The 21,164-nt window shown below is 64.9% G+C and carries 18 protein-coding genes; 9 read left to right on the forward strand and 9 right to left on the reverse strand.

Translation table 11 applies throughout. The features are described 5' to 3' along the window. Nucleotides 1-163: 163 nt before the first annotated feature. On the reverse strand, nt 164-805 hold the full coding sequence (locus HLH29_RS14040) for an SCO family protein (protein WP_182967885.1): 642 nt from the start codon (nt 803-805) through the stop codon (nt 164-166). A 183-nt stretch (nt 806-988) separates the two neighbouring features. Between HLH29_RS14040 and HLH29_RS14045 the strand changes: the two genes are divergently transcribed. Next, entirely contained in the window at nt 989-1,216 is a 228-nt protein-coding gene (locus HLH29_RS14045; RefSeq protein ID WP_182967996.1) for a hypothetical protein, read from the forward strand. A gap of 3 nt (nt 1,217-1,219) precedes the next feature. Here the strand turns inward: HLH29_RS14045 and HLH29_RS14050 are convergent, their stop codons facing one another. The 5 genes from HLH29_RS14050 to HLH29_RS14070 form a co-directional block, all read right to left on the reverse strand. After that, the gene (locus HLH29_RS14050) at nt 1,220-2,878 is read right to left on the reverse strand and encodes a long-chain-fatty-acid--CoA ligase (RefSeq protein ID WP_220791525.1); all 1,659 of its coding nucleotides are present in this window, start codon (nt 2,876-2,878) and stop codon (nt 1,220-1,222) included. A gap of 69 nt (nt 2,879-2,947) precedes the next feature. Continuing rightward, nucleotides 2,948-4,228 carry an OmpP1/FadL family transporter gene (locus tag HLH29_RS14055; protein ID WP_182967889.1) on the reverse strand — a complete coding sequence of 427 codons (1,281 nt, stop codon included), beginning with the start codon at nt 4,226-4,228 and terminating at the stop codon, nt 2,948-2,950. Nucleotides 4,229-4,647: 419 nt separating this feature from the next. Beyond that, nucleotides 4,648-5,583, reverse strand: coding sequence for an FAD-binding protein (locus tag HLH29_RS14060; RefSeq protein WP_182967891.1), 936 nt, complete (start codon nt 5,581-5,583; stop codon nt 4,648-4,650). Nucleotides 5,584-5,585: 2 nt separating this feature from the next. Continuing rightward, nucleotides 5,586-6,335: an electron transfer flavoprotein subunit beta/FixA family protein gene (locus tag HLH29_RS14065; protein WP_182967893.1), complete on the reverse strand. Its 750-nt coding sequence runs from the start codon at nt 6,333-6,335 to the stop codon at nt 5,586-5,588. 34 nt (nt 6,336-6,369) lie between these two features. Beyond that, nucleotides 6,370-8,001 (reverse strand): electron transfer flavoprotein-ubiquinone oxidoreductase, encoded by a 1,632-nt coding sequence (locus HLH29_RS14070; RefSeq protein WP_182967895.1) that lies wholly within the window; start codon nt 7,999-8,001, stop codon nt 6,370-6,372. Nucleotides 8,002-8,610: 609 nt separating this feature from the next. On the opposite strand from HLH29_RS14070, the gene HLH29_RS14075 reads away from it, so the two are divergent. The 5 genes from HLH29_RS14075 (at nt 8,611) to HLH29_RS14095 (ending at nt 15,258) form a co-directional block, all read left to right on the forward strand. Beyond that, a complete protein-coding gene (locus HLH29_RS14075) occupies nt 8,611-9,750 on the forward strand; it encodes a thiolase family protein (RefSeq protein WP_182967898.1) in 1,140 nt (379 codons plus the stop codon). Further along, nucleotides 9,750-12,101, forward strand: a complete 2,352-nt coding sequence (locus HLH29_RS14080; protein WP_182967900.1) for a 3-hydroxyacyl-CoA dehydrogenase/enoyl-CoA hydratase family protein — start codon at nt 9,750-9,752, stop codon at nt 12,099-12,101. The genes HLH29_RS14075 and HLH29_RS14080 overlap by 1 nt, the downstream gene beginning before the upstream one ends. Nucleotides 12,102-12,120: 19 nt before the next feature. After that, the gene (locus HLH29_RS14085; protein WP_182967902.1) at nt 12,121-13,911 is read left to right on the forward strand and encodes an acyl-CoA dehydrogenase C-terminal domain-containing protein; all 1,791 of its coding nucleotides are present in this window, start codon (nt 12,121-12,123) and stop codon (nt 13,909-13,911) included. An 82-nt stretch (nt 13,912-13,993) separates the two neighbouring features. Then, the gene (locus tag HLH29_RS14090; RefSeq protein ID WP_182967904.1) at nt 13,994-14,491 is read left to right on the forward strand and encodes a PaaI family thioesterase; all 498 of its coding nucleotides are present in this window, start codon (nt 13,994-13,996) and stop codon (nt 14,489-14,491) included. Nucleotides 14,492-14,664: 173 nt separating this feature from the next. Further along, complete coding sequence (locus tag HLH29_RS14095; RefSeq protein WP_182967906.1) at nt 14,665-15,258, forward strand: chalcone isomerase family protein; 594 nt, start codon at nt 14,665-14,667, stop codon at nt 15,256-15,258. A 42-nt stretch (nt 15,259-15,300) separates the two neighbouring features. Here the strand turns inward: HLH29_RS14095 and HLH29_RS14100 are convergent, their stop codons facing one another. Further along, the gene (locus HLH29_RS14100; RefSeq protein WP_246374263.1) at nt 15,301-16,095 is read right to left on the reverse strand and encodes a TetR/AcrR family transcriptional regulator; all 795 of its coding nucleotides are present in this window, start codon (nt 16,093-16,095) and stop codon (nt 15,301-15,303) included. A 250-nt stretch (nt 16,096-16,345) separates the two neighbouring features. On the opposite strand from HLH29_RS14100, the gene HLH29_RS14105 reads away from it, so the two are divergent. Genes HLH29_RS14105 through HLH29_RS14115 form a run of 3 tightly spaced genes read left to right on the forward strand, consistent with a single transcriptional unit; the run spans nt 16,346 to nt 19,039 of the window. Beyond that, on the forward strand, nt 16,346-17,326 hold the full coding sequence (locus tag HLH29_RS14105) for an NAD(P)H-dependent flavin oxidoreductase (protein ID WP_182967908.1): 981 nt from the start codon (nt 16,346-16,348) through the stop codon (nt 17,324-17,326). A 47-nt stretch (nt 17,327-17,373) separates the two neighbouring features. Then, nucleotides 17,374-17,583, forward strand: a complete 210-nt coding sequence (locus tag HLH29_RS14110; protein WP_182967910.1) for a hypothetical protein — start codon at nt 17,374-17,376, stop codon at nt 17,581-17,583. A gap of 46 nt (nt 17,584-17,629) precedes the next feature. Beyond that, on the forward strand, nt 17,630-19,039 hold the full coding sequence (locus HLH29_RS14115; RefSeq protein WP_182967912.1) for a cryptochrome/photolyase family protein: 1,410 nt from the start codon (nt 17,630-17,632) through the stop codon (nt 19,037-19,039). A gap of 20 nt (nt 19,040-19,059) precedes the next feature. Here the strand turns inward: HLH29_RS14115 and HLH29_RS14120 are convergent, their stop codons facing one another. Then, complete coding sequence (locus HLH29_RS14120) at nt 19,060-19,965, reverse strand: delta(1)-pyrroline-2-carboxylate reductase family protein (RefSeq protein ID WP_182967914.1); 906 nt, start codon at nt 19,963-19,965, stop codon at nt 19,060-19,062. A 10-nt stretch (nt 19,966-19,975) separates the two neighbouring features. Next, complete coding sequence (gene add, locus HLH29_RS14125; RefSeq protein WP_182967916.1) at nt 19,976-20,998, reverse strand: adenosine deaminase; 1,023 nt, start codon at nt 20,996-20,998, stop codon at nt 19,976-19,978. Nucleotides 20,999-21,164: the final 166 nt, after the last annotated feature.

A 21,164-nucleotide genomic window follows, 5' to 3' on the forward strand; every position in this document is an offset into this window, starting at 1 on the left:
GGGCCAGCGGGCATGAGCCCGCACCAACAGGCCGGACACATGACCGCAATCGCTCCGATCCTCACATATCAGTCAGATCCCTCTTGCTTTCCCAGGGCCGTCCACACATGAGCATCGGAGCACAGGAAACGCGCGTCGGATCGCCACCAGCGCGCAGGTCCGGTCAGGTTCTCAGGACGGTGCGTAGTCGGTCGGCGATGGCCTGGGGGCTGGAATCGACCGGCAGCATGGCCGCCAGATGGTTGTTGCCGTCCATCAGATAGAGGACGGAGCTGTGGTCCATCAGATAGGCCCCGTCGGGGAGGCTCGACATCGCGGGGTGCCGGCGGGCCAGGACGTGGAATTCGGCGAGTACCGGATCGATCTGGGCGGGGCTGCCGGTCAGCCCCACGATGCGCGGCGAGAAATGGGCGACATAATCGCGCACGACCGAAGGGGTGTCGCGTGCCGGATCGACGGTGACGAAGACCGGCACGACCGATGCCGCGCGGGGGCCGAGCTGGTCGAGCGCCGTGGTGACGGTTGCCAGTGTCAGCGGGCAGACATCGATGCAATGGGTGTAGCCGAAATAGATCAGCGTGTAGTGGCCGTGGAAATCGGCCTGGGTGACGGCGCGGCCCTGTTCGTCGGTCAGCGCGTACGGTCCCCCGATGGTGGCGTGGGGGCGATCCAGGACCAGCGTGCGCAATCCGGCGGCCGCCAGCAGCAGGCCGCAGGCTGCCAGGCCGAACAGCGCCATGCGTGTGCGGTGGCCTGCCCGTGTCGGCGGGGCGGTGCGGGGGGAGGGTGCGGTCTTTTTCGGCATGCCTCTTGCCGTTGGTGGCGATGATGGGGCGCACCTTACGGATTTTTGCGGCGGATCGCGACTCCCGTTGCGGATGCAGGGGCTGGAGGTGGTGACGCTTTGTGACAATTCAGTGCCTTAACGAAAGATTATGCTTCGCTAGGGTTTCGGCATGATCCCGTTGGCCATGCAGAGATCCTGTCCGTGCGCGCATCCGCCCTGAAAATGGTCCTTGCCCTGGCGGTTGCGGTGCCGATGCTCTCCGCCTGTGCCGACCGGGCCCGACCGCTGGATGATGATGGCCAGCCCTTTGCCGATGACAACCGGTCGCACGGCGGTGGCAGGGGCGGGATGGGTGGCGGCGGGCAGGGGCTGTGGACGGAAGCCCTGCGGACCGCGACCCAGGTCGGCATGGGGTTTCTGCATCATTGAGCTTCAGTCTGTGATTCCTTCCTGAATTTTCAGGTCCTTTCGTGACAGTTTGCCGATGAGGGTCTTGGGCAGGGAGTCGCGAAGAACGATTTCGCGCGGGCGTTCGATCTTGGAGATATATTGCTCCAGATGGGTTGCGAGGTCGGCCGGCGTGACCGTGGAATTGGGGCGCAGGGTGACGAATGCCTTGGGCGCCTGGCCGCGATAAGGGTCGGGGACGCCGATGACGAGGGCCTCGAGCACCGCCGGATGGCGATGAAGGGCCTCTTCGATGATATGCGGATAGACGTTGTAGCCGCCGCAGATGATGATGTCCTTGAGGCGATCGACCAGGAAGAGATAGCCGTCCGCGTCGAGATAGCCGACATCGCCGGTGCGGAAATAGCCGTCCGGCGTGAAGGCGGAGGCATTTTCATCGCTCTTCCAGTAGCCGGACATCACTTGCGGGCCGCGTACGCAGACTTCGCCTTTTTCCATGGTGGGAAGGCGAAGGGTGGCGTCGTCGAGGCTGCGGATCTGGAGGTCGGTATGGATGACCACCTTGCCGCAGGAGCCGTCGCGGACGCCATGGAGCGGGTTGAGGGTGAGGACCGGTGAGGTCTCGCTCAGCCCGTATCCTTCGATGATCGGGCAGCGGGCCGTTTCCTCGAAGCGCTTGCGCAGGGCGACGGGCAATGGTGCGCCGCCGGAAATGATGGCGCGCATATGGGTGAACAGGTCGGGCGAGAGATCCTGATCGCGGAGCAGCGCGGTCAGGATCGTCGGCACGATGGGCATGAGCGCGATCCGGACCCGGCGCATGGTGGCGAGCGTGGCGTGCGTGTCGAAGCGCGGCAGCAGCACGATCTCGCCGCCGCGTTCGATCGTGAGCAGCATGACGGCCATCAGCGCGAAGACATGGAACAGGGGCAGGATGCCCAGTGTGGTCGGTGGTTCGCGCAGGGCCTCCTGCGCCATGTCCTTGACCTGTTCGATATTCGCCAGGAGATTACCGTGGGTGAGCTTGGCCGCCTTGGGAATGCCCGTGGTGCCGCCGGTGAATTGCAGGACGGCGATATCGTGCTGGGGGTCGATCGTCACATGTCTGGCCACTGTCCTGCTGTGGGCCAGCGTGTCGTAGGAGACGATGCGTTTGTCGGCCGGGAAATGGTAGATGTCCCGCCACTTCAGGACCTTGAACAGCGTCGATTTGATCGGCGGCAGCGCGTGCGAGAACGGGCAGACAACGATGCGCCGGACCGAACTGTTCTCGGCCGCCCGGTATGTGGGTTCGGCGATGGCGGCGATGTCTGACATCACCAGTACCGAGATGTCGGCGGTCTTCAGGATCTGGTGGACTTCATGCTGGACGTAGAGCGGGTTGAGGTTGACGACGACGGCGCCGATGCGCTGCACGGCAAAGAAGACGATGACTGAGTAAGGCGTGTTGGGTAGAGAGAGGGCGACGCGGTCGCCCCTGGAGACGCCGATATCGCTCAGGCCGCCCGCGACATGCTCCACCGCCTGGAAGATGTCGCGATAGGTGAATTTGCGCCCCATGAAATCGATGGCCAGGGCATTGGGGCGGCGAAAGGTCGAGACGCGCAGAAGATCGAAGAGATCTTGTACCGCATCGCCTGATGCGGCATGACGCAGGATGGTGCTCTCGTTCATGGCATTCATGGGGAAAACCCTTCAATCGGGCGGGGGAGACCCTGGCGAGGGGGTCGATCCGGTGGCTCCCGCTGTCGTTCAGAAATGCGTTCTCACACCGAAGGCGACGATGTTGCCGTAATCGTTGTAGGTGCCGACCAGGCGCCCCGAGGTCGCGGAGGCGGCATTGTCGATTTTGGGGTTGGTGCCGAAGATGTGGGCGTAGGACAGGGTGAGGGTCACACGCTTGATGGGCGTGTAGTCCACGCCCACGCCCAGATCGAAACGATTGGTATCCGGCGTGATCGTGTTGCGGTTTTTCAGGGTCGTCGGGCTCTGGTCGTAGCTGAAGCCGCCGCGAATGAGTGTGGATTTCGAGGCCCGGTACGTCGCGCCGATGCCGCCGAACCAGCTATTGCGCCAGTTGACCGCGATCGATGTGCTGGCGCCGCCGGGGTGATCGGACACGTTGTTCAGCCCGTGCAGGAGGGACCAGTGTGTCCATTCGCCCTGCAGCATGATGGTCCAGCGCGGTGACAGGACCCGGGTGACGCCGAACGAGACGCTGTCGGGCAGGGTGACCTGCATGGCGCCATGGCCGCTCTGGGCGATCAGCGAGCCATTGACCAGCCGGTTGGCGGCCAGCAGCGGCGGGGGCGAAAACTGGGTGCGGGTGGAGAGATCGTACGCGATGCGCGACTGGTAGTTGATGCCGATCTGGGTCGCGTCATCGGGCTTGTACAGGAGGCCGGCATCGTAACCGAAGCCGAAGGCGTTGCCGGCCATGTCGGCCGTGGTCGGCCCGAAGGCGTTCAGCGCGCCGAGATTGACATCGCGCGTGAGGCGGCCGGTGAGAAAGCCCAAGCGCGGGCCGACGCCGACCGAGAAGTGCCTGTTGAAGCGGTAGGAGGCCATTGCCCCGAGTTCGTAGTCCGTGATCGAACTGACGAGGCTCTGATAACGGCCGACCCAGTTGGACGGGTAATTGGCGCGCTGGCCGTAGGGGGTATAGAACCCGTAGCCGATCGCCCAGCGGGGATCGATTTTCAGGACGCCGTAGCTGGCGGCGGTGGCGGCGTCGGTGATGCCGCGATTGCCCTGCACGCCCGGGGTGGTGATGCCGGGGCCCAGATAGTTCTGGCCGGAGAACCGGGCAACCGGGCCGGCGTAGAACACGTTGCCCTGCAATTCGCTATAGTCGAGGAAGGACATGCCGGCGGGGTTCATCAGGACGGTCGAGGCGTCCCCCGCGCGGCTGACGGAGCCGACATAGGCGTTGCCCAGTGAAATCGCATCGGTCTCACGCAAGGCGAAGCCCGAGGCGGCGGCCTGGTGGCCGGGGCTGAGCAATGTCTGGGTGATGAGGGCGCTGCATGCCATCAGTGTGATTTTCTTTTTCATTATTGACTGACCATCTCAGCATTCAAACCAAACATTTGGTAGGTTAATCGGACAATCGCATCCCCCATGTCTCTGATCCGGGAAAACCATGAGCGCGGCCCCAGCGGCTTGCAAGAAAATTACGGCAGGAATCGGAAGCGGCGCGCTTCACACTCTCTCGATTGAAAAGCCGGAAATGACGGCGCCAAACGTTGGAAAAAGAAGGGAGTTCCGACGGGTGACCGGATCTGGCTTTTTTTGATGGGGAGACGATTATCGGCGCGGCAGGCGCGCGGCCGGTCTTTCATGTGGGGGATGGCGGGACGGATATTCTGCAGAACAATCGTTCGGTAGAATATGTCGTCGAAAGGGGGCGGGAAGACCGGGTCGCCCCTATGGTCTTCCCGCTGGGGGCTGGATTATCCGAGGGCCGCCGTGAGGGCGGGAACGATCTGGAACAGGTCGCCGACCAGGCCGTAATCCGCGACCTGAAAGATGGGGGCTTCCTCGTCCTTGTTGATGGCGACGATCACCTTGCTGTCCTTCATGCCTGCCAGATGCTGGATGGCGCCGGAGATGCCGCAGGCGATATAGAGATCGGGCGCGACGATCTTGCCGGTCTGGCCGACCTGGTAATCGTTGGGGACGAAGCCGGAATCGACGGCGACGCGGGAGGCGCCGATGGCGGCGCCGAGCCTGTCGGCCAGCGGTTCCAGAATCTTGAACCCTTCCGCGCTTTGCAGGCCGCGGCCGCCGGAGACGATGACCCTTGCGGCTTCGAGCTGGGGGCGTTCGGTGCTGGAATGTTCCGCCGAGACGAAGCGCGATTTCTGCTGGCCATCGGGTGGGGTCAGGGCTTCGATCGGGGCGGCGCCGCCCTCGGCGGCCACGGGGTCGAAGCTGGCGGTGCGGATGGTCAGGAGCTTCTTCGCATCCGACGAACGCAACGTGACCAGCACGTTGCCCGCGAAGACCGGCCGCACGAAGGTCTGGGAATCCCTGATCTCCATGACATCGGGGATCACCTGCACGTCGAGCAGGGCGGCGGCGCGGGGCAGGGTGCTCTTGCCGATGGCGGTCGCGGCGGCGACGATATGATCGTAGTCCGGGGCGAGGGCGACGAGCAGTGCTGCCAGTGGCTCCGCCAGGCCGTGGGCGAAGGCTTCGCCCGATGCGGTGCGGACCTTGCGGATGCCGGGGATTTTTGCCGCACTTGCCGCCGCGGCTGCGATGGTGTCGGGGCCGCCGGTCACCAGCACGTCGATATCGCCGAGGCTGGCCGCCGCCGCGATGGCCGAGCGGGAGGTCTGCGGGATGGTGCCGTCTTCGGCATCCAGGAGGACGAGCGCGGTCATGGTCAGATCACCTTGGCTTCGTTGCGGAGTTTTTCGACCAGTTCGGCCACGCTGCCCACCTTGATGCCTGCCTTGCGGGCCGGGGGCTCGGCCATCGAGAGGATGGCGAGGCGGCGCGTCAGGTCGATGCCGAGATCGGTGGCCGCGATGGTCTCCAGCGGCTTCTTCCTGGCCTTCATGATGTTGGGCAGCGCGGCGTAGCGCGGCTCGTTCAGGCGCAGGTCGGCGGTGACGATGGCGGGCAGGGCCAGGGCCAGGGTTTCCGAGCCGCCATCGACTTCGCGCGTGACGGCGAGCCCGTCCGCCGTCTTTTCGACCCGGCTGGCGAAGGTAGCCTGTGGCCAGTCCAGCAGGCCGGCGAGCATCTGGCCGGTGGCGTTCATGTCATCGTCGATGGCCTGCTTGCCGAGGATGACGAGGTCGGGCTTTTCGCGATCGACGAGGATTTTCAGGATCTTGGCGACGGCGAGCGGTTCGGGGCTTTCCTCGGACTGGACGAGGATGGCGCGGTCGGCGCCCATGGCCAGGGCGGTGCGCAGCGTGTCGGCTGCCTGGGGGACGCCGATGGAGACGGTCAGGATTTCGCTCGCGACGCCCTTCTCGCGCAGGCGCAGGGCTTCCTCGACCGCGATTTCGTCGAACGGGTTCATCGACATCTTGACGCCGGCGGTCTCGACGCCGCCGCCATCGCGCCTGACGCGGACCTTTACGTTGTAATCGACGACGCGTTTGATGGGGACAAGGATTTTCATGGTTCCTCAGGAGAAATGAAGGGTTGGGGGCGGATTACATGCCGCCCGGATAGTTGGGGCCGCCGCCGCCTTCGGGCGTGTACCAGTCGATATTCTGGGGCGGGTCCTTGATGTCGCAGGTTTTGCAGTGGACGCAGTTCTGCGCGTTGATCACGAGCCGGGGCGCGGTTTCGGCATCGGCGACTTCATAGACGGCGGCCGGGCAATAGCGGATTTCGGGCGCGCGGTACGTGTCCCAGTTGAGGGGCTTCCACAGGGCCGGGTCGCGCAGGCGAAGATGGGTCGGCTGGTCCTCCACATGGTTCGTGTTGGACAGGAAGACCGAGGAGAGCTTGTCGAAGGTGATCGTGCCGTCGGGCCTGGGATAGGCGGGCGGCGGGCAGGATGCGGCGGGGCGGAGGGTCTCGTGGTCCGCATGGTGGAAGTGGAGCGTCCAGGGCGCGCGGCCGCGCAGGATGGCGGCGTCGATGCCGGCATAGAGCGCGCCGCGCAGCGTGCCCCATCGCGCGAAGGCGGGGCGGATGTTGCGGGCGGCCGACAGTTCCTGATGCAGCCACGATACCTGCAGCCGGTCGGTGAAGGTATCGGGTTCCGGCGCGTCTGCCGCATGGGCCGCCGCTATGGCCTCTGCGGCGAGCATGCCGGATTTCATGGCCGTGTGGGTGCCCTTGATCTTGGGCGTGTTGAGGAAGCCTGCCGCGTCGCCGATCAGGGCGCCGCCGGGGAAGGTGAGGCGGGGGAGGGATTGCAGCCCGCCTTCGGACAGCGCGCGGGCGCCGTAGATCAGGCGGCGGCCACCTTCGAAATATTTGCGATAGACCGGGTGGAGCTTGGTGCGCTGCATTTCGTCATAGGGGGAGAGCCAGGGATTGGCGTAGTCGAGCCCGGTGACGAAGCCGTAGGAGACGAGGTTTTTGCCGAAATGATAGAGCCAGGCGCCGCCATAGGTCCGGTCGTCCAGCGGCCAGCCGAAACTGTGCAGTACCAGGCCGGGTTCATGCAGTTCGGCAGGGATTTCCCAGACTTCCTTGATTCCCAGGCCGAAGGTCTGCGGATCGACGCCCTGGCGCAGGTTGAAATGCGCCATGACGCGCTTGGTCAGGGAGCCGCGGCAGCCTTCGGCGAACAGGGTGTATTTGCCGCGCAGTTCCATGCCCGGCGCGAAATTCGGGCCTTTCGTGCCATCGCGGGTGATGCCCATGTCGCCGGTGAGGATGCCGGCGACGCGACCGTTCTCGATCAGCACGTCCGCGCCGGCGAAGCCGGGATAGATTTCCACCCCCATCGCCTCGGCCTGTGTGGCCATCCAGCGGCAGACATCACCCAGGCTGACGACGAAATTGCCGTGATTGGCCAGATGCGGCATGACCCATGGCAGGGCGGGGATGCGGAATGCCTTGCGTTCGGTCAGGAGATACATCTCCTCACGCGTGACCGGCGTGTCGAGCGGGGCATTGCGGTCGCGCCAGTCGGGCAGCAATTCGTCGAGCGCCCGGGGCTCGATGACCGCGCCGGAGACGATATGTGCGCCGATTTCGCTGCCTTTTTCGATCAGGCAGACGGATTCGTCGGGCATAAGCTGTTTCAGCCGGATGGCGGCTGCCAGCCCGGCCGGGCCGCCGCCGACGATCACGACGTCGAACTCCATGATGTCCCGTTGGCTCATATAGAGGTCTCCAGTGTTCGGGTACCGGGCGGTGCGGACGCGGCATCTGGTGGGCGTGGTACCGTTCGACAGGGGAAGTCTATATCGCGCCACGTTTTTATCGAACAGTCGATAGGTAGAGAGTGGGCCCCCGTGGATGGTGGAAGAGGGGGCAGGGCATACAGAGAAATTGCATAAAATAATGATAAGAAAAGAAATTGTCTGTTTTTTCTCTCTCCGTCACATGTTTGAGATCGGCGTCTGGCCTGGTGCCGATGCGGGAGTGTGGCGTGGATATCCGGCGGGTGCCGGCGGCGGTCTTTCCCCGCGATTCCGGGGAGGGACGAAAAAATCTAACGATCGTTCGTATGAATTTTTGAGGAATGCGGCGTGAGGCGTAAACGGCGGATTCTTATGATAATATATTGATATAAGTGACGAATCTGTGCAGGATCGCGCGGGTTTTCCTTCTTCGGACGGTGGCGGGTTCCATCAATGAACCGTGTCATCACGACAAAGCGTCTTTGCCGGGAGGCCGCCATTCAATTATCAAAGGGGGGCACAACGCGCGCCTTCGTTCCAAACAAACGTTAGACATAATGGGCGAGGGCATTGCCAGGAGCGCCATTCATGAATTCCGTTGTCATCGCAGGATATGCGCGATCGCCGTTTCAGCTCGCGCGCAAGGGGCAGTTCGTCAGGACGCGCCCCGATGATATCGCGGCCCAAGTCGTGCGGGCCCTGGTGGAGCGCACGGGGGTTGCGCCCGAGGAGATCGAGGACCTGATCCTTGGCTGCGCGTTTCCGGAAGGAGAGCAGGGTTTCAATCTCGGCCGGATCGTGGCGCTGCTGAGCGACCTGCCGCTTTCTGTGGGTGGGGTGACGGTCAACCGTTTCTGCGGCTCTTCGATGCAGTCGGTCCATATGGCGGCCGGGGCGATCCGCATGGGGGCCGGGGAGGTCTTTATCTGCGCGGGTGTGGAGAGCATGACGCGCATTCCGATGGGTGGGTTCAATCCGCTGCCCAATCCGGCGCTCTACAAGAAGCGCCCGGGTGCGTACATGGACATGGGCATCACGGCCGAGAATGTCGCGCGGACATACGAGATCGGGCGCGCGGAGCAGGAGGCGTTTGCGCTGCGCAGCCAGGCGCGTACCCGCGATGCCGTCGCGGCGGGCCGGCTGGAGGCGGAGATCGTGCCGATCCAGACCCGTGACGGTGTGGTCTCGGTCGATGGCTGCCCACGTCCGGACACCAATGCGGAGGGGCTGGCGGGACTGAAGCCGGCCTTCGACGCGGCCCATGGCACGGTGACGGCGGGCACGTCCTCGCCGCTGACCGACGGGGCGGCATCCGTGCTGGTCTGTTCGGAGGCGTATGCCGACCGCAAGGGGCTGCCGAAGCTGGCGCGCATCCGCTCGATCGCCATTTCCGGTTGCGCGCCCGAGGTGATGGGGCTGGGCCCGATCCTTTCGTCGCGCAAGGCGCTGGAGCGTGCGGGGATTGCGATCGGGGATGTGGGCGTCGTGGAGTTGAACGAGGCCTTTGCTTCGCAGTCGATCGCCTGCGTGCGCGAACTGGGAGTGCGTGACGAGACGCTGAATATCGATGGCGGTGCGATCGCGCTGGGCCACCCGCTGGGCGCCACCGGCGCGCGCATCGTCGGCAAGGCGGCGCAGCTTCTGGGGCGCGAGGGGGCGCGGTACGCGCTGGCGACGCAATGCATCGGCGGTGGGCAGGGCATCGCCACGGTGTTGGAGCGCATCTGATGACCCAGCATATTCCATCTGGCGGGACGGACGGCGCACGGCCGACCTTCTCGCGCGTCTGCGTGATCGGCTCGGGGGTGATGGGGGCGGGGATTGCCGCCCAGATCGCCAATGCCGGGGTGCCGGTGCTGCTGCTGGACCGCAAGGCGGACGGGGCGGACCCGAACGCGCTGGCCAATGACGCGATCGCCAGGGCGCTGAAGACCGATCCGGCGCCCTTCATGGACCCGGCGGCGGCGAAGCTGATCACGACCGGCAATATCGATGACGATCTGGCCCGGGTCGCGGAATGCGACTGGGTGGTCGAGGTGATTATCGAGCGGCTGGACCTCAAGCAGGCGCTCTATCGCCGGCTTGACGCCGTCCATCGGCCCGGCACGCCGATTTCGTCGAATACGTCGACCATTCCGCTGGCGCGGCTGGTGGAGGGGCTGCCGGCGCGTTTCACGCGCGATTTCCTGATTACGCATTTCTTCAACCCGCCGCGCTACATGCGGCTGCTGGAAATCGTGACCGGGCCCACGACCGATCCGGCGCATGTCGGTGCGGTGACGGATTTCTGCGACCGGTGGCTGGGCAAGAGTGTCGTGCGGGCCAAGGATACGGCGGGCTTCATCGCCAACCGCATCGGCACGTTCTGGATGCAGGCGGCGGCGCGGGTGGCGGTGGACCATGGGCTGACGGTGGAGCAGGTCGATACGATCATCGGCCGGCCGTTCGGCATTCCCAAGACCGGTGTGTTCGGATTGCTGGACCTGGTGGGCATCGATCTGATGCCGCATATCTCGGCCAGCATGAAGTCGCTGCTGGCGGCCGGGGACCGGTACCATGCCTTTGCCGACGATCTGCCGCTGATCGGGAAGATGATCGAGGGGGGCTATACCGGCCGCAAGGGCAAGGGTGGCTTCTACCGCATCAACAAGGCGGGCGGTGGGAAGGTCAAGGAATCGATCGATCTGGCCACGGGCGCCTATGCGGTCTCCGAACGGTTTGCGCTGCCGCCGGGTGCGGGGGATATGGCGGGGCTGCTGGCCGCCAATGACCGGTTCGGGGCCTATGCGCGCAAGGTGATGGGCGAGACGCTGGCCTATGCGGCGTCGCTGGTGCCCGAGATCTCGGACGATATCGTCGGTATCGACAAGGCGATGGAGCTGGGATTCAACTGGAAGAAGGGGCCGTTCGCGCTGATCGACCAGATCGGGGCCGCGAAGCTGGCTGCGTTGCTGCGTCAGGAAGGGATCGCGGTGCCGGCGCTGGTCGAGGCGGTCGGGGATGGGCGGTTCTATCAGGATCGGGACGGCGTGACCCGGGCCTTCGGCGTGGATGGTGGCTGGCATCCGGTGGCGCGCGCTGAAGGGGTCATCCTGCTGGAGGATTTCCGCAAGGGTGGCAAGCCGGTGCTGTCGAGCCGGTCGGGCGCGCTGTGGGATATCGGCGACGGGGTGGCGTGCTTCGAGATCACGACGAAGATGAACACGTTCGATGAGAGCGTGATGGCGATCCTGGAAAAATCGATCGCCCATGTCGGGGAGCATTTCAAGGCGCTGGTGCTCTATTCGGATGCCACGCATTTTTCGGCCGGAGCCAATCTTGGCCTGGCGGCCTTTGCGGCGAACATGGCGGCGTGGGGGGAGATCAGGAAGCTCATCGTGCGCGGGCAGGCGGTCTACAAGACGTTGAAATATGCGCCGTTCCCGGTTGTGGCGGCGCCGGCCGGCATGGCGCTGGGCGGCGGGTGCGAGATCGTGCTGCATGCCGATGCCGTGCAGGCGCATGCGGAGAGTTATATCGGGCTGGTCGAATGCGGGGTGGGGCTGGTCCCCGGCTGGGGCGGGTGCGGCGAAATGCTGGACCGGCTGCGGGCCGATCCGCACACGGCCGGGGGGCCGATGCCGCCGACGCGCGAGGTGTTCGAGATGATCGCCACGGCGCGGGTCTCGAAATCGGCGGCCGAGGCGCGGCGGATGCATATCCTGCGTGATCGCGACGGCATCACCATGAATCGCGACCGGCTGCTGGCCGACGCGAAGATGCTGGCGCTGTCGCTGGTCGAGGGATACCGGTCGCCGCCGAAGCCGGAATTCCATCTGGCGGGGGCGGGCGGGAAGCTTGCGCTCGACATGGCGGTTGAGGGTATGGCGCGGCAGGGCATCGCGACACCGCATGACGTGACGGTCGCGGGGAAGCTGGCCTTTATCCTGACCGGCGGTGCGCATGACAGCACGGAGAATGTGACGGAGGAGGACATGCTGGAGCTGGAGCGCGCGGCGTTCCTGGAGCTGATCCAGAGCATTCCGACATTGGACCGGATCGAGCACATGCTCGAAACCGGCAAGCCCCTCAGAAACTGACGCAAGGGGAGACAGAGAGATGCAAACCTATACACCGCCCCTGCGCGACATGAAGTTCGTGCTGACCGAGCTGCATGATTTCTCGCGGCTCACGACGCTCGCGGCGTTTTCCGAAGTCGATGCCGATCTGGCGGAGACGGTGCTGGAGGAGGGGGGAAAATTCACCTCCGAAGTGCTGTTGCCGCTGAACATGTCCGGCGACCGGGAGGGGTGCCGGCTGGAGAATGGGGTCGTCACCACGCCCAAGGGGTTCCGGGAGGCTTATCGGCAGTTCTGCGAGGGGGGCTGGTCGGCGCTGTCGGCACCGCCGGAATTCGGCGGGCAGGGGCTGCCCGAGACCATCGGCATGATGCTCTCGGAGATGATCTGTGCGACCAACCTGTCGTTCGGCCTGTATCCGGGCCTGACCGGTGGCGCGATGGTGGCGCTGCGCAAATATGGCTCGGAAGAGCTGAAGGCGCAGTATCTGCCGAAGATGATCAGCGGCGAATGGTCGGGGAGCATGTGCCTGACCGAGGCGCATTGCGGCACGGATCTGGGGCTGCTGCGCACGAAGGCGGTACCGCAGGAGGATGGGACGTACCGGGTCAGCGGGGCGAAGATCTTTATCTCGGCCGGAGAGCATGACCTGTCCGAGAACATCATCCATCTGGTGCTGGCGCGGCTGGCGGATGCCCCGGCCGGGATCAAGGGGATCAGCCTGTTCCTGGTGCCGAAATACCTGCCGCGCGAGGACGGGACGCCGGGCGAGCGCAATGGCGTGCTGTGCACGGGCATCGAGCACAAGATGGGCATCAAGGCCTCGGCAACCTGCCAATTGGCCTTCGATGACGCGAAGGGCTGGCTGGTCGGCGCCCCGCACAAGGGGATGCAGGCGATGTTCGCCATGATGAATGCCGAGCGGCTTGGCGTGGGCATCCAGGGGCTGGGGATTGCCGAGGTCTCGTACCAGAGCGCCGTGGCCTATGCGAAGGAGCGGCTGCAGGGGCGGTCGCTGGCGGGGGCGAAATATCCGGCGTTGCCGGCCGACCCGATCGTCGTGCATCCCGACGTGCGGCGCATGCTCATGACCATGCGCGTCAATGCCGAGGGCTGCCGGGCGCTGGGGGCGTGGGTGGCGATGACCCTGGATGTGGCCGAGCATGGGGCCGACGAACGCCAGCGCCGCGACGCCGAGGATTTCGTGGCGCTGATGACGCCGGTGGTGAAGGCGCTGTTCACCGACCTGGGGTTCGAATCGGCCAATCTGGCGGTGCAGACCTATGGCGGGCATGGCTATATCGCCGATCATGGTGTCGAGCAGCTGGTGCGGGATTCGCGGATTGCGATGATCTATGAAGGCACGAACGGGATTCAGGCGCTCGACCTGGTGGGGCGCAAGCTGCCGCTGCATATGGGGCGCAATCTGCGCGGGCTCTTTCACCCCATCGCGGCGTTTATTGCCGAGAACAAGGAGAATCCGCTGCTGGGCGAGATGGTCGCCGGGCTGGAGCGTGCGTTCGGCGCGTTGCAGCTTGCGACCGGACAGGTTGCCGAGCGCGGGATGAAGGACCCGGAGGAGGCGGGGGCGGCCGCGACGGATTATCTGCGCCTGATCGGGCTGGTCTCGCTGGCCTATCTCTGGGCGCGGACGGTGGCGGTGGCCGTGCCGAAATCCTTCGCCGCCGGGCCGGATCAGGCATTCTACAGCGGGAAGATTGCCTCCGCCCGTTTCTTCTACGATCGTGTTCTTCCGGAATCGGCGTCGCTTTATCTGAAGATCAAGGCGGGCAAGGCGTCGATGATGGCGCTGGCCGACGACGCCTTCTGACGCGCATGCCGTCCTGCTTCGCCGGGTGGAGGAGCGGGACGGCATTTCGTGCGGATCTGCCTGCTTTCTGGGGAACGATGTGATGGTCCATCTGTCTGACACTTCGCCGGCGGGGGCGCGGTCCGCGGGATTTCGTCCGCTGCCCCTGCTCAGTGGAACCGGCTTCGATGCGGCGATCGGCGGGTTTGACGTGGCGGAATCGGACGGGCGATTGCTGGCCGGCTTTACCGTGGAGCCTCGTCACTGCAATCACGCGGGGGTCTGCCATGGCGGGATGATCGCCACCGTCTTTGACGGGTATATGGCCATGGCGACACTGTTCGAGAATGATCTGCAGGTGCCTATCCTGCCCACGATGTCACTGGTCGTCGATTTCCTGGCGCCGGGCATGCCGGGCGACTGGGTGGAGTTCAGCGCCGACGTGCTGCGGGTCACGCGGAATACGGTCTTCGTCCAGGGGCTGGCGCGGGTGGAGGGCAAGCCGATCGGGCGGGCCAGTGGTGTCTATAAACGGCTCGCGCCCGATTCCGAGTTGCCGTTCGATACCGGAAAGTTGCTGCGCGATTTCCTGCGGAGCTGACCGGGTTGCTTCTCCGCGCGGGCTGCGCGCGCGGCAATTCCCGTCGCGGATAGCCGGGTTGCACCGGTGGGTGGCGTATATCGGGCGTTTTTGTGTTTCAGACTGTTCAGCCGTCAAGTCCAAACCGGGATGCCGCATACGGCGGTGCCCGACATGCTCTGGAGGATTGCCTTATGTCTGGATTGCGCAGGTCGTCATTCCATATCGGCTTGGCCCTGGTGGCCGGGTTGATGGGAGCATCATCCGCCGGTCATGCGGACACCAGGGTCGGAGGGGCCGTCTTTCCCGATGATCTGAAGATCGGCAATACGTCCCTGAAGCTCAATGGCGTGGGAGTGCGTGTCTTCTATCATCTGGTGGATGGGTATGCGACCGGGCTTTACCTCGTCTCGCCGGCCCATGATGGTAAAACTATTGCCGAGGGGCCGAATCCGAAGGTCATTTATACCGAATTCCTTCATGATGCGCCGCTGGAGCGGGTGAAGGATGAATATGATTCGATCCATGCCCGCTACTGCAAGCTTTATGCATGCAGTGCACAGAACGAAGCCTCCTATGCCGCTTTTACCGGCCATCTGGCTGCCGCGAAGAGGGGGGAGGCGCAGCTTATCCTCGTGACGGACCAGGGGGTCAGCATGCAGCGCAACGGTGTGGTGGTGGCGTCGATCGCTGACCCCTCGTTCGGGGTGGGGCTTGTGCAATCGCTGCTGAGTGCGGCGGCGCCGACCGAAGGGTTTCGCGACGGGCTGCTGGGTGCGGCGAACTGAGGAGGGGGCCTGGCCTCGCGGTTTCGGAGGCCGGGTTTTTTTTCAGGCCATTGATTTATCGAGTATATCGGAAGAGGCTTGGGCAGCGGGGCGGCGTCCCGGCTTCGGCGTGCGCCCTGTCGGGCGGTTGCGTGGCCTGGTCGATGTGGGGGCGGTTTCCCTGTCCGCTTCCGTTTCGGCCTGGTGCCTGAAAATGGTGAAGATCTGGTGGGCGATCTGGTCGTGGGACATGCGGCCGCTGCGGTACCAGTCGCTGGCGGTGTTGAGGACGCGCAGCAGCAGGATCCGGTAGATGTCGCGATCGATCGTGGACGGCAGCGGCAGGTCGTCGATGATGTTGCGAAAGATCGTCTCGAATTCATCGCGTTTCTTGATCAGCGCGCTGCGCACGTCCGGCGGTGCGGAGATGATGCTGTTCATCAGCGGGAGCGTGATGGATGTCAGGCTGAGCTGGATATCCAGCAATTCGGCGCAAGCGGCCTCGAGCCTGGACCAGGGCGCGGTATGGGGCGCGATGGCCGAGAAGATCCGGCTGGCCGCCGCGTCGAGCGCGCGGTTATGGATCTCGACGAAAAGGGATTCCTTCGACTGGATGTGGTAGTAAAGCGATCCGGCCATCATGCCGACCGCATCCGCGATCTGGCGGATCGAGGTGGCCTTGTAGCCGCGTTCGGAGAAAAGCTGCGCGGCGACCTCGAGAATCTCCTGCCGACGTTCGGCCTGTGTGCCGGATTCCTCGCCATTCGGGCTGCCCTGGAGCGCGCGCATGGCGGAGAGGACGGACCGTCCGGCGGGCGCCCGGGTTCTTCTGTTCGGCGGCGTGCGGGATATCGTCATTCTCGGTCGATTCCAGAACTGGATTGTTTCGGCCCGTCGGTCCGACATTTGAAAGAATACAGGATTTGTTGGGAGATTTGTCATTTTCTATTGGCATCGTAAGGTTTTGTGCCCTCAACCATCCGTGATGGAAGGGGCCGCGTTTGCGGCTCGACGCGGACTGGCGCCCGGAGTAGATAAGGGCTAACAAATGTTAGAAATTTTGGGTGCGATTGCCGGGGGCGGAACCCGTGGCGGGTGGGAGAGGGGCATGTCCATGCCGATGACGTTTCAGGGCAGGCTGGCGTTGCCGGCCATCGTCGCGCCCATGTTTCTTGTCTCGACCGTCGAACTGGTCCTGGCCTGTTGCCGTGCCGGGGTGGTGGGATCGTTTCCCGCGCTGAATGCGCGACCGGCGCCGGTTCTGGAAGAATGGCTGCACTGCCTGACATCGTCCCTGACCGGGAAGGATGCGCCGTTTGCCGTCAATCTGATTGTTCACCGCAGCAATGCCAGGCTGGACGAGGATCTGGCGCTGGTGGTCAAGTACAAGGTGCCGGTTGTCATTACGTCGCTTGGTGCGCGGCCCGAAGTCAATGATGCGGTGCATGGGTATGGCGGCATCGTCCTGCATGATGTGACGACCAATGAATTCGCGCGAAAGGCGGTGTTGCGCGGAGCGGACGGGTTGATCGCGGTGGCCGCCGGAGCGGGGGGACATGCGGGAACGCAATCGCCCTTCGCGCTGGTGCAGGAAATCAGGGCGTGGTTCGATGGGCCGCTCGCGCTGTCCGGTGCCATTGCGAACGGCCGCGCGATTGTCGCGGCGCGGGCGCTGGGGGCCGACCTGGCCTATATCGGCTCGGCGTTCATCGCGACGGAGGAAGCGGCAGCCGACCCGCGCTACAAGCAGATGATCGTGGAATCGTCTGCTGAGGACATCGTCTATTCAAACCTGTTTACCGGTGTGCATGGCAATTATCTGGCCCCCAGCATTCGTGCGGCCGGTCTTGACCCGCATGCCCTCGCCTTGTCCGATCCGTCGCGCATGGACGTGTCGACATTCTCGGGCGGCGGGACGAAGGCGTGGCGGGATATCTGGGGGGCGGGGCAGGGGATTGGCGCGGTCGAATCGGTTGTGCCGGCCGCGACGCTGATTGCCCGGCTGCGGCGGGAATATCGGGATACGCTCGCCCTGCTGGCGGACGAAGATCGTGCGTTGAAGGGGAACCATATGCGTGCGGGTGGTTAAAGGGTAGGGTTTTCCGGCTGATCGACAGGATCTGAAAGGTGTCTGGCATGTCGTTTTCCATCAATTCGACCGTTCGTGAGATTCTTGCCGATGAGCGGGCCAAGGCGGCTGTGGAGACGGTTCTGCCCGGTTTCTCCAAACATCCGCAGATCGGGATGGCCAAGGGCCTGTCATTGAAGACGCTGGCGAAATTTTCGGGTGGCGTGATGACGGACGAGGTCCTGGAAAAGATCGATACGGGTTTGAAAGCGCTGTAGGGGCTGGTATCTGACCTGACGGGTGGAGGTTGCCTGAAAGGATCGGATGATCGTGACTGCTCCGGTGGTCGTCTGGTTTCGCCATGATTTTCGTCTGGCGGATAATGCGGCGCTGACGGCGGCGGTGGAAACCGGTGCGCCGGTGTTGTGCATCCATATCCTTGACGATGCGGCCGGGCAGGTTGCGGCGCGCTGGTGGCTGGGTCGGGCGCTGGAATCGTTCGATGCCGCGCTCCGGCCGCTTGGCGGGGGGCTGCATGTCTTCCATGGGCCGGCGATCCGGGTGCTGCCGGCGGTGGTTGCGGCGACCGGGGCGCGGGCGGTGTTCTGGAACCGGCGCTACGACCCCGAAGGACGGGAGACGGATACGCGGCTGAAGGCGATGCTGAAGGAGCGGGGCACCCCGGCCCACAGTTTTGCGGGTGCGTTGCTGCATGAGCCGTGGACGGTCCGCACCCGGATGGGGCAGCCCTATCACGTCTTTGGCGCCTATTGGCGTGCGGCGTGCCAGATGGGCCATGAGCGGCCGCCCTTGCCGGCGCCGGAGAGGATTGCGTTTGCCACGCCGGACCCGGCTGGCCTGCCGCCGACGGTGGAGGTGGGGGCCATTGGGCGTGAGATGCGGGCGACCGGCTGGACGGCGGGGCTGGAGGAGGCCTGGATGCCGGGCGAGGCTGCGGCGCAGGAGGCGCTGGAGCAGTTTCTGGACGGTCTGCTGGAGGATTACGCGCGGGATCGGGATTTCCCGGCGCGGCCGGCGACCTCCGGCCTGTCGCCCTTCCTGTGCTGGGGGCATATCACGCCCGCGCAGATCCGGCAGGCTGTCGTTGCGCGGCCGCATGCGGCCGGGCTGGCGAAATTCATGGCGGAACTGGGGTGGCGGGATTTTGCGTGGTCGGTGCTGTTTGCATGTCCCGATCTGCTTTCGCGCAATCTGCGCCCGGAATTCGACGCCATGGCGTGGCGGCGCGACCGGGAGGGGTTGCGTGCGTGGCAGCGCGGGCGGACCGGCTACCCGCTGGTCGATGCGGGCATGCGCCAGTTATGGCGGACCGGCTGGATGCATAACCGCGTGCGCATGGTTGCGGCCTCGTTCCTGGTGAAGCATCTGCTGATCGACTGGCGGGAGGGCGAGCGCTGGTTTGCCCGTACGCTGGTCGATTACGACCCGGCCAGCAACGGCATGAACTGGCAATGGGTCGCCGGAACCGGGGTGGAGGCCGCGCCCTTCTTCCGGATGATGAATCCGCTGATCCAGTCGCGTAAATTCGACCCGTCCGGCGCCTATATCCGCGCCTGGGTGCCCGAACTGGCGGGGCTGTCCGATACGCAGATCCATGCGCCGTGGCTGGCGGGCGGTGTCGCGGGGTATCCGGCGCCGATCGTGGTGCATGAGGCGGCGCGGGAGCGGGCCTTGGCCGCCTGGCGCGCGTTGGGCGGCCCGGCGGATGGATAAGGAGCGGGCTGGCGGGTTCGTTATTCCGCGCTTTCTGCCAGGCGGCGGGCCAGGCGGCAGGCTGCCAGGTCCCACGCCGCGCAGCCGACCGACTTGAAGAGGACCGGCATGTCGGGCGGCGGGGGCGTGTGGATGGACGTGGCCAGGGGGTGGACGGTCTGCCAGTCCACGCCGGCCTGGATCAGGTCGCCGGCCTCGGACGGTGCGCCGATGGGATCGTCGACGAAGAGCTGGCTGTTCAAGACCAGGTTCGGGCCGATTTCGATCATTTCGGGCCGGTAGGCGCCGACGCCGATGACCAGGCTGCCGGCGCGGGGGGCTGCGTCATAGATGATGTCGTGGCTGCTGGTGGTGGTGATGACGACATCCGCGACTTCGGCATCGCCGGGGGCCTCGGGGCGGACATGGTGGCCGGTCGGGTCGAGAGTGGCGCAGAGGGTGGCGACCGCGGCCGGGTTGCGGCCGCGGATGCGGATGGATGCGTCGGGGTGAAGGGCGCGCAGGGCGTTGATGTGGCCGCGTGCCTGCGTGCCGGTGCCGATGATCAGGATATGGCGCGGCGCCGTGCGGTGCAGCAGGCGGATGGCCAGCATCGACATTGCGGCGGTACGGCGGCCTGTGGTTTCGGGCCCGTCGAGGGTGAAGAGGAACGCGCCATTACGTGCATCGCAGCAGGTCACCTGCCCCTGGATGACGGGCAGCGTGCGGTTGCCGTGAAAGAGCGTGATCAGCTTGGTCGCCATGATGTCGCTGGCGACGGACGGCATGCAGAGCAGGTGGCCGCTGGCATCCGCCGTGTCGAGGACCATGCGTTCCGGACATTGAATCTGTCCGGCGGCGTAATCCCGCAGGACGTCCTGCAGGGTGTCGACCAGTTCGGGGAAGGGGAGGAGGCTGGCTGTCTGCGCGGCCGGGAAGATGTGCATGGCGTGACCTTCAGGCCTGGAGGGCTGCGAAGCGATCCAGCGCGTCGAGATACTGGCGGCGTTCGGCGTCGGGGATCCAGGCGGAATCGAAGGCGTTGCGGCTGATGGTCAGCAGTTCCGCCCGTGTCAGGTCCGCCGTTTGCTGCGCGCTGCGCAGGCATTCGGTCATGTAGGCGCTGTTCATATATCCCGGATCGTCGGAATTGATGGTGATCCGCAGCCCGGCATCCAGCATGCCGCGCAGGTCGCGCCGGCCGCATCCGGGGCGGATGACGTCGTTGGGGGACGGGCAGATGGTGAAGACGATGTCCCGCGCGCGGGCGCGGGCGACCAGTTCGGGGCGGTCCAGCACGTTCAGACCGTGGTCGATCCGTTCGCTGGCGAGGTCGTCGAGGGCCTGGCGGATATGTTCGTGCGTGTTTTCCTGGTCCAGGTCGCAATGCATGGTCACATGCAGACCGGCCGCGCGGGCGCGGGCGAAGACATGGGCGAACTTGGCGGGCGGATTGCCGGTCTCGTAGGAATCGAGCCCGACGCCGATGATGTCGTCGAGATAGGGGAGCGCCTGGGTAAAGGTCTCGTCGGCCGATTCGGCGCTCATTTCGCGCACGAAGCACATGATGAGCTGCGAGCGGATGCCGAAATCGCGTTCGGCGTCCTTGCGGGCGCGGGTGATGCCGGTGATGACGGTCGCGAAGGGAATGCCGCGCCGTGTGTGAAGCTGCGGGTCGAAGAACATCTCGGCATAGAGGACGTTCTGGGAGGCGACCTTCCTGAGATACTGATGGCACAGATCGTAAAAATCCTGCTCCGTCCGCAGAAGTTCGACGCCCTCGTAATAGAGGTTCAGGAAGGACAGCAGGTCGTGATAGGTGTAGCCGGCGCGGATGGCCTCTGCGCTGCTGTCCTTCAGCGGATGGTCGTTGCGGTGGGCCAGCGCCATCTTGAGTGATGCCTCCAGCGTGCCTTCCAGATGCACATGCAGTTCCGCCTTGGGCAGGGCGTCGATAAAGGCGGCGATCGAGCCGGTCATTGCGTCTTACTCCATCGGGACGGGGCCATTGCGGCCGATGATGCCCTGTCGCGCGGCTGACGGCACGTCTTTCTTTTGGATATCGGAACGAGACGATTGCGGACCGATCGCCGTGCTTCGGTCGTTTATCACTATAATATATAGTGAAAATAAAATCGACTATACA

The sequence above is a fragment of the Gluconacetobacter tumulicola genome (assembly GCF_014174215.1).
Taxonomy (GTDB): domain Bacteria; phylum Pseudomonadota; class Alphaproteobacteria; order Acetobacterales; family Acetobacteraceae; genus Gluconacetobacter; species Gluconacetobacter tumulicola.

What these genes read in the sequence shown, in the direction of transcription:
- HLH29_RS14040 (WP_182967885.1), bottom strand. Translation starts at nt 805, where the DNA reads ATGCCGAAAAAGACCGCACCCTCCCCCCGCACCGCCCCGCCGACACGG.
- HLH29_RS14050 (WP_220791525.1), bottom strand. Translation starts at nt 2,878, where the DNA reads ATGAATGCCATGAACGAGAGCACCATCCTGCGTCATGCCGCATCAGGC.
- HLH29_RS14055 (WP_182967889.1), bottom strand. Translation starts at nt 4,228, where the DNA reads ATGGCATGCAGCGCCCTCATCACCCAGACATTGCTCAGCCCCGGCCAC.
- HLH29_RS14060 (WP_182967891.1), bottom strand. Translation starts at nt 5,583, where the DNA reads ATGACCGCGCTCGTCCTCCTGGATGCCGAAGACGGCACCATCCCGCAG.
- HLH29_RS14065 (WP_182967893.1), bottom strand. Translation starts at nt 6,335, where the DNA reads ATGAAAATCCTTGTCCCCATCAAACGCGTCGTCGATTACAACGTAAAG.
- HLH29_RS14070 (WP_182967895.1), bottom strand. Translation starts at nt 8,001, where the DNA reads ATGAGCCAACGGGACATCATGGAGTTCGACGTCGTGATCGTCGGCGGC.
- HLH29_RS14075 (WP_182967898.1), top strand. Translation starts at nt 8,611, where the DNA reads ATGAATTCCGTTGTCATCGCAGGATATGCGCGATCGCCGTTTCAGCTC.
- HLH29_RS14080 (WP_182967900.1), top strand. Translation starts at nt 9,750, where the DNA reads ATGACCCAGCATATTCCATCTGGCGGGACGGACGGCGCACGGCCGACC.
- HLH29_RS14085 (WP_182967902.1), top strand. Translation starts at nt 12,121, where the DNA reads ATGCAAACCTATACACCGCCCCTGCGCGACATGAAGTTCGTGCTGACC.
- HLH29_RS14090 (WP_182967904.1), top strand. Translation starts at nt 13,994, where the DNA reads ATGGTCCATCTGTCTGACACTTCGCCGGCGGGGGCGCGGTCCGCGGGA.
- HLH29_RS14095 (WP_182967906.1), top strand. Translation starts at nt 14,665, where the DNA reads ATGTCTGGATTGCGCAGGTCGTCATTCCATATCGGCTTGGCCCTGGTG.
- HLH29_RS14100 (WP_246374263.1), bottom strand. Translation starts at nt 16,095, where the DNA reads ATGACGATATCCCGCACGCCGCCGAACAGAAGAACCCGGGCGCCCGCC.
- HLH29_RS14105 (WP_182967908.1), top strand. Translation starts at nt 16,346, where the DNA reads ATGTCCATGCCGATGACGTTTCAGGGCAGGCTGGCGTTGCCGGCCATC.
- HLH29_RS14110 (WP_182967910.1), top strand. Translation starts at nt 17,374, where the DNA reads ATGTCGTTTTCCATCAATTCGACCGTTCGTGAGATTCTTGCCGATGAG.
- HLH29_RS14115 (WP_182967912.1), top strand. Translation starts at nt 17,630, where the DNA reads ATGATCGTGACTGCTCCGGTGGTCGTCTGGTTTCGCCATGATTTTCGT.
- HLH29_RS14120 (WP_182967914.1), bottom strand. Translation starts at nt 19,965, where the DNA reads ATGCACATCTTCCCGGCCGCGCAGACAGCCAGCCTCCTCCCCTTCCCC.
- add (WP_182967916.1), bottom strand. Translation starts at nt 20,998, where the DNA reads ATGACCGGCTCGATCGCCGCCTTTATCGACGCCCTGCCCAAGGCGGAA.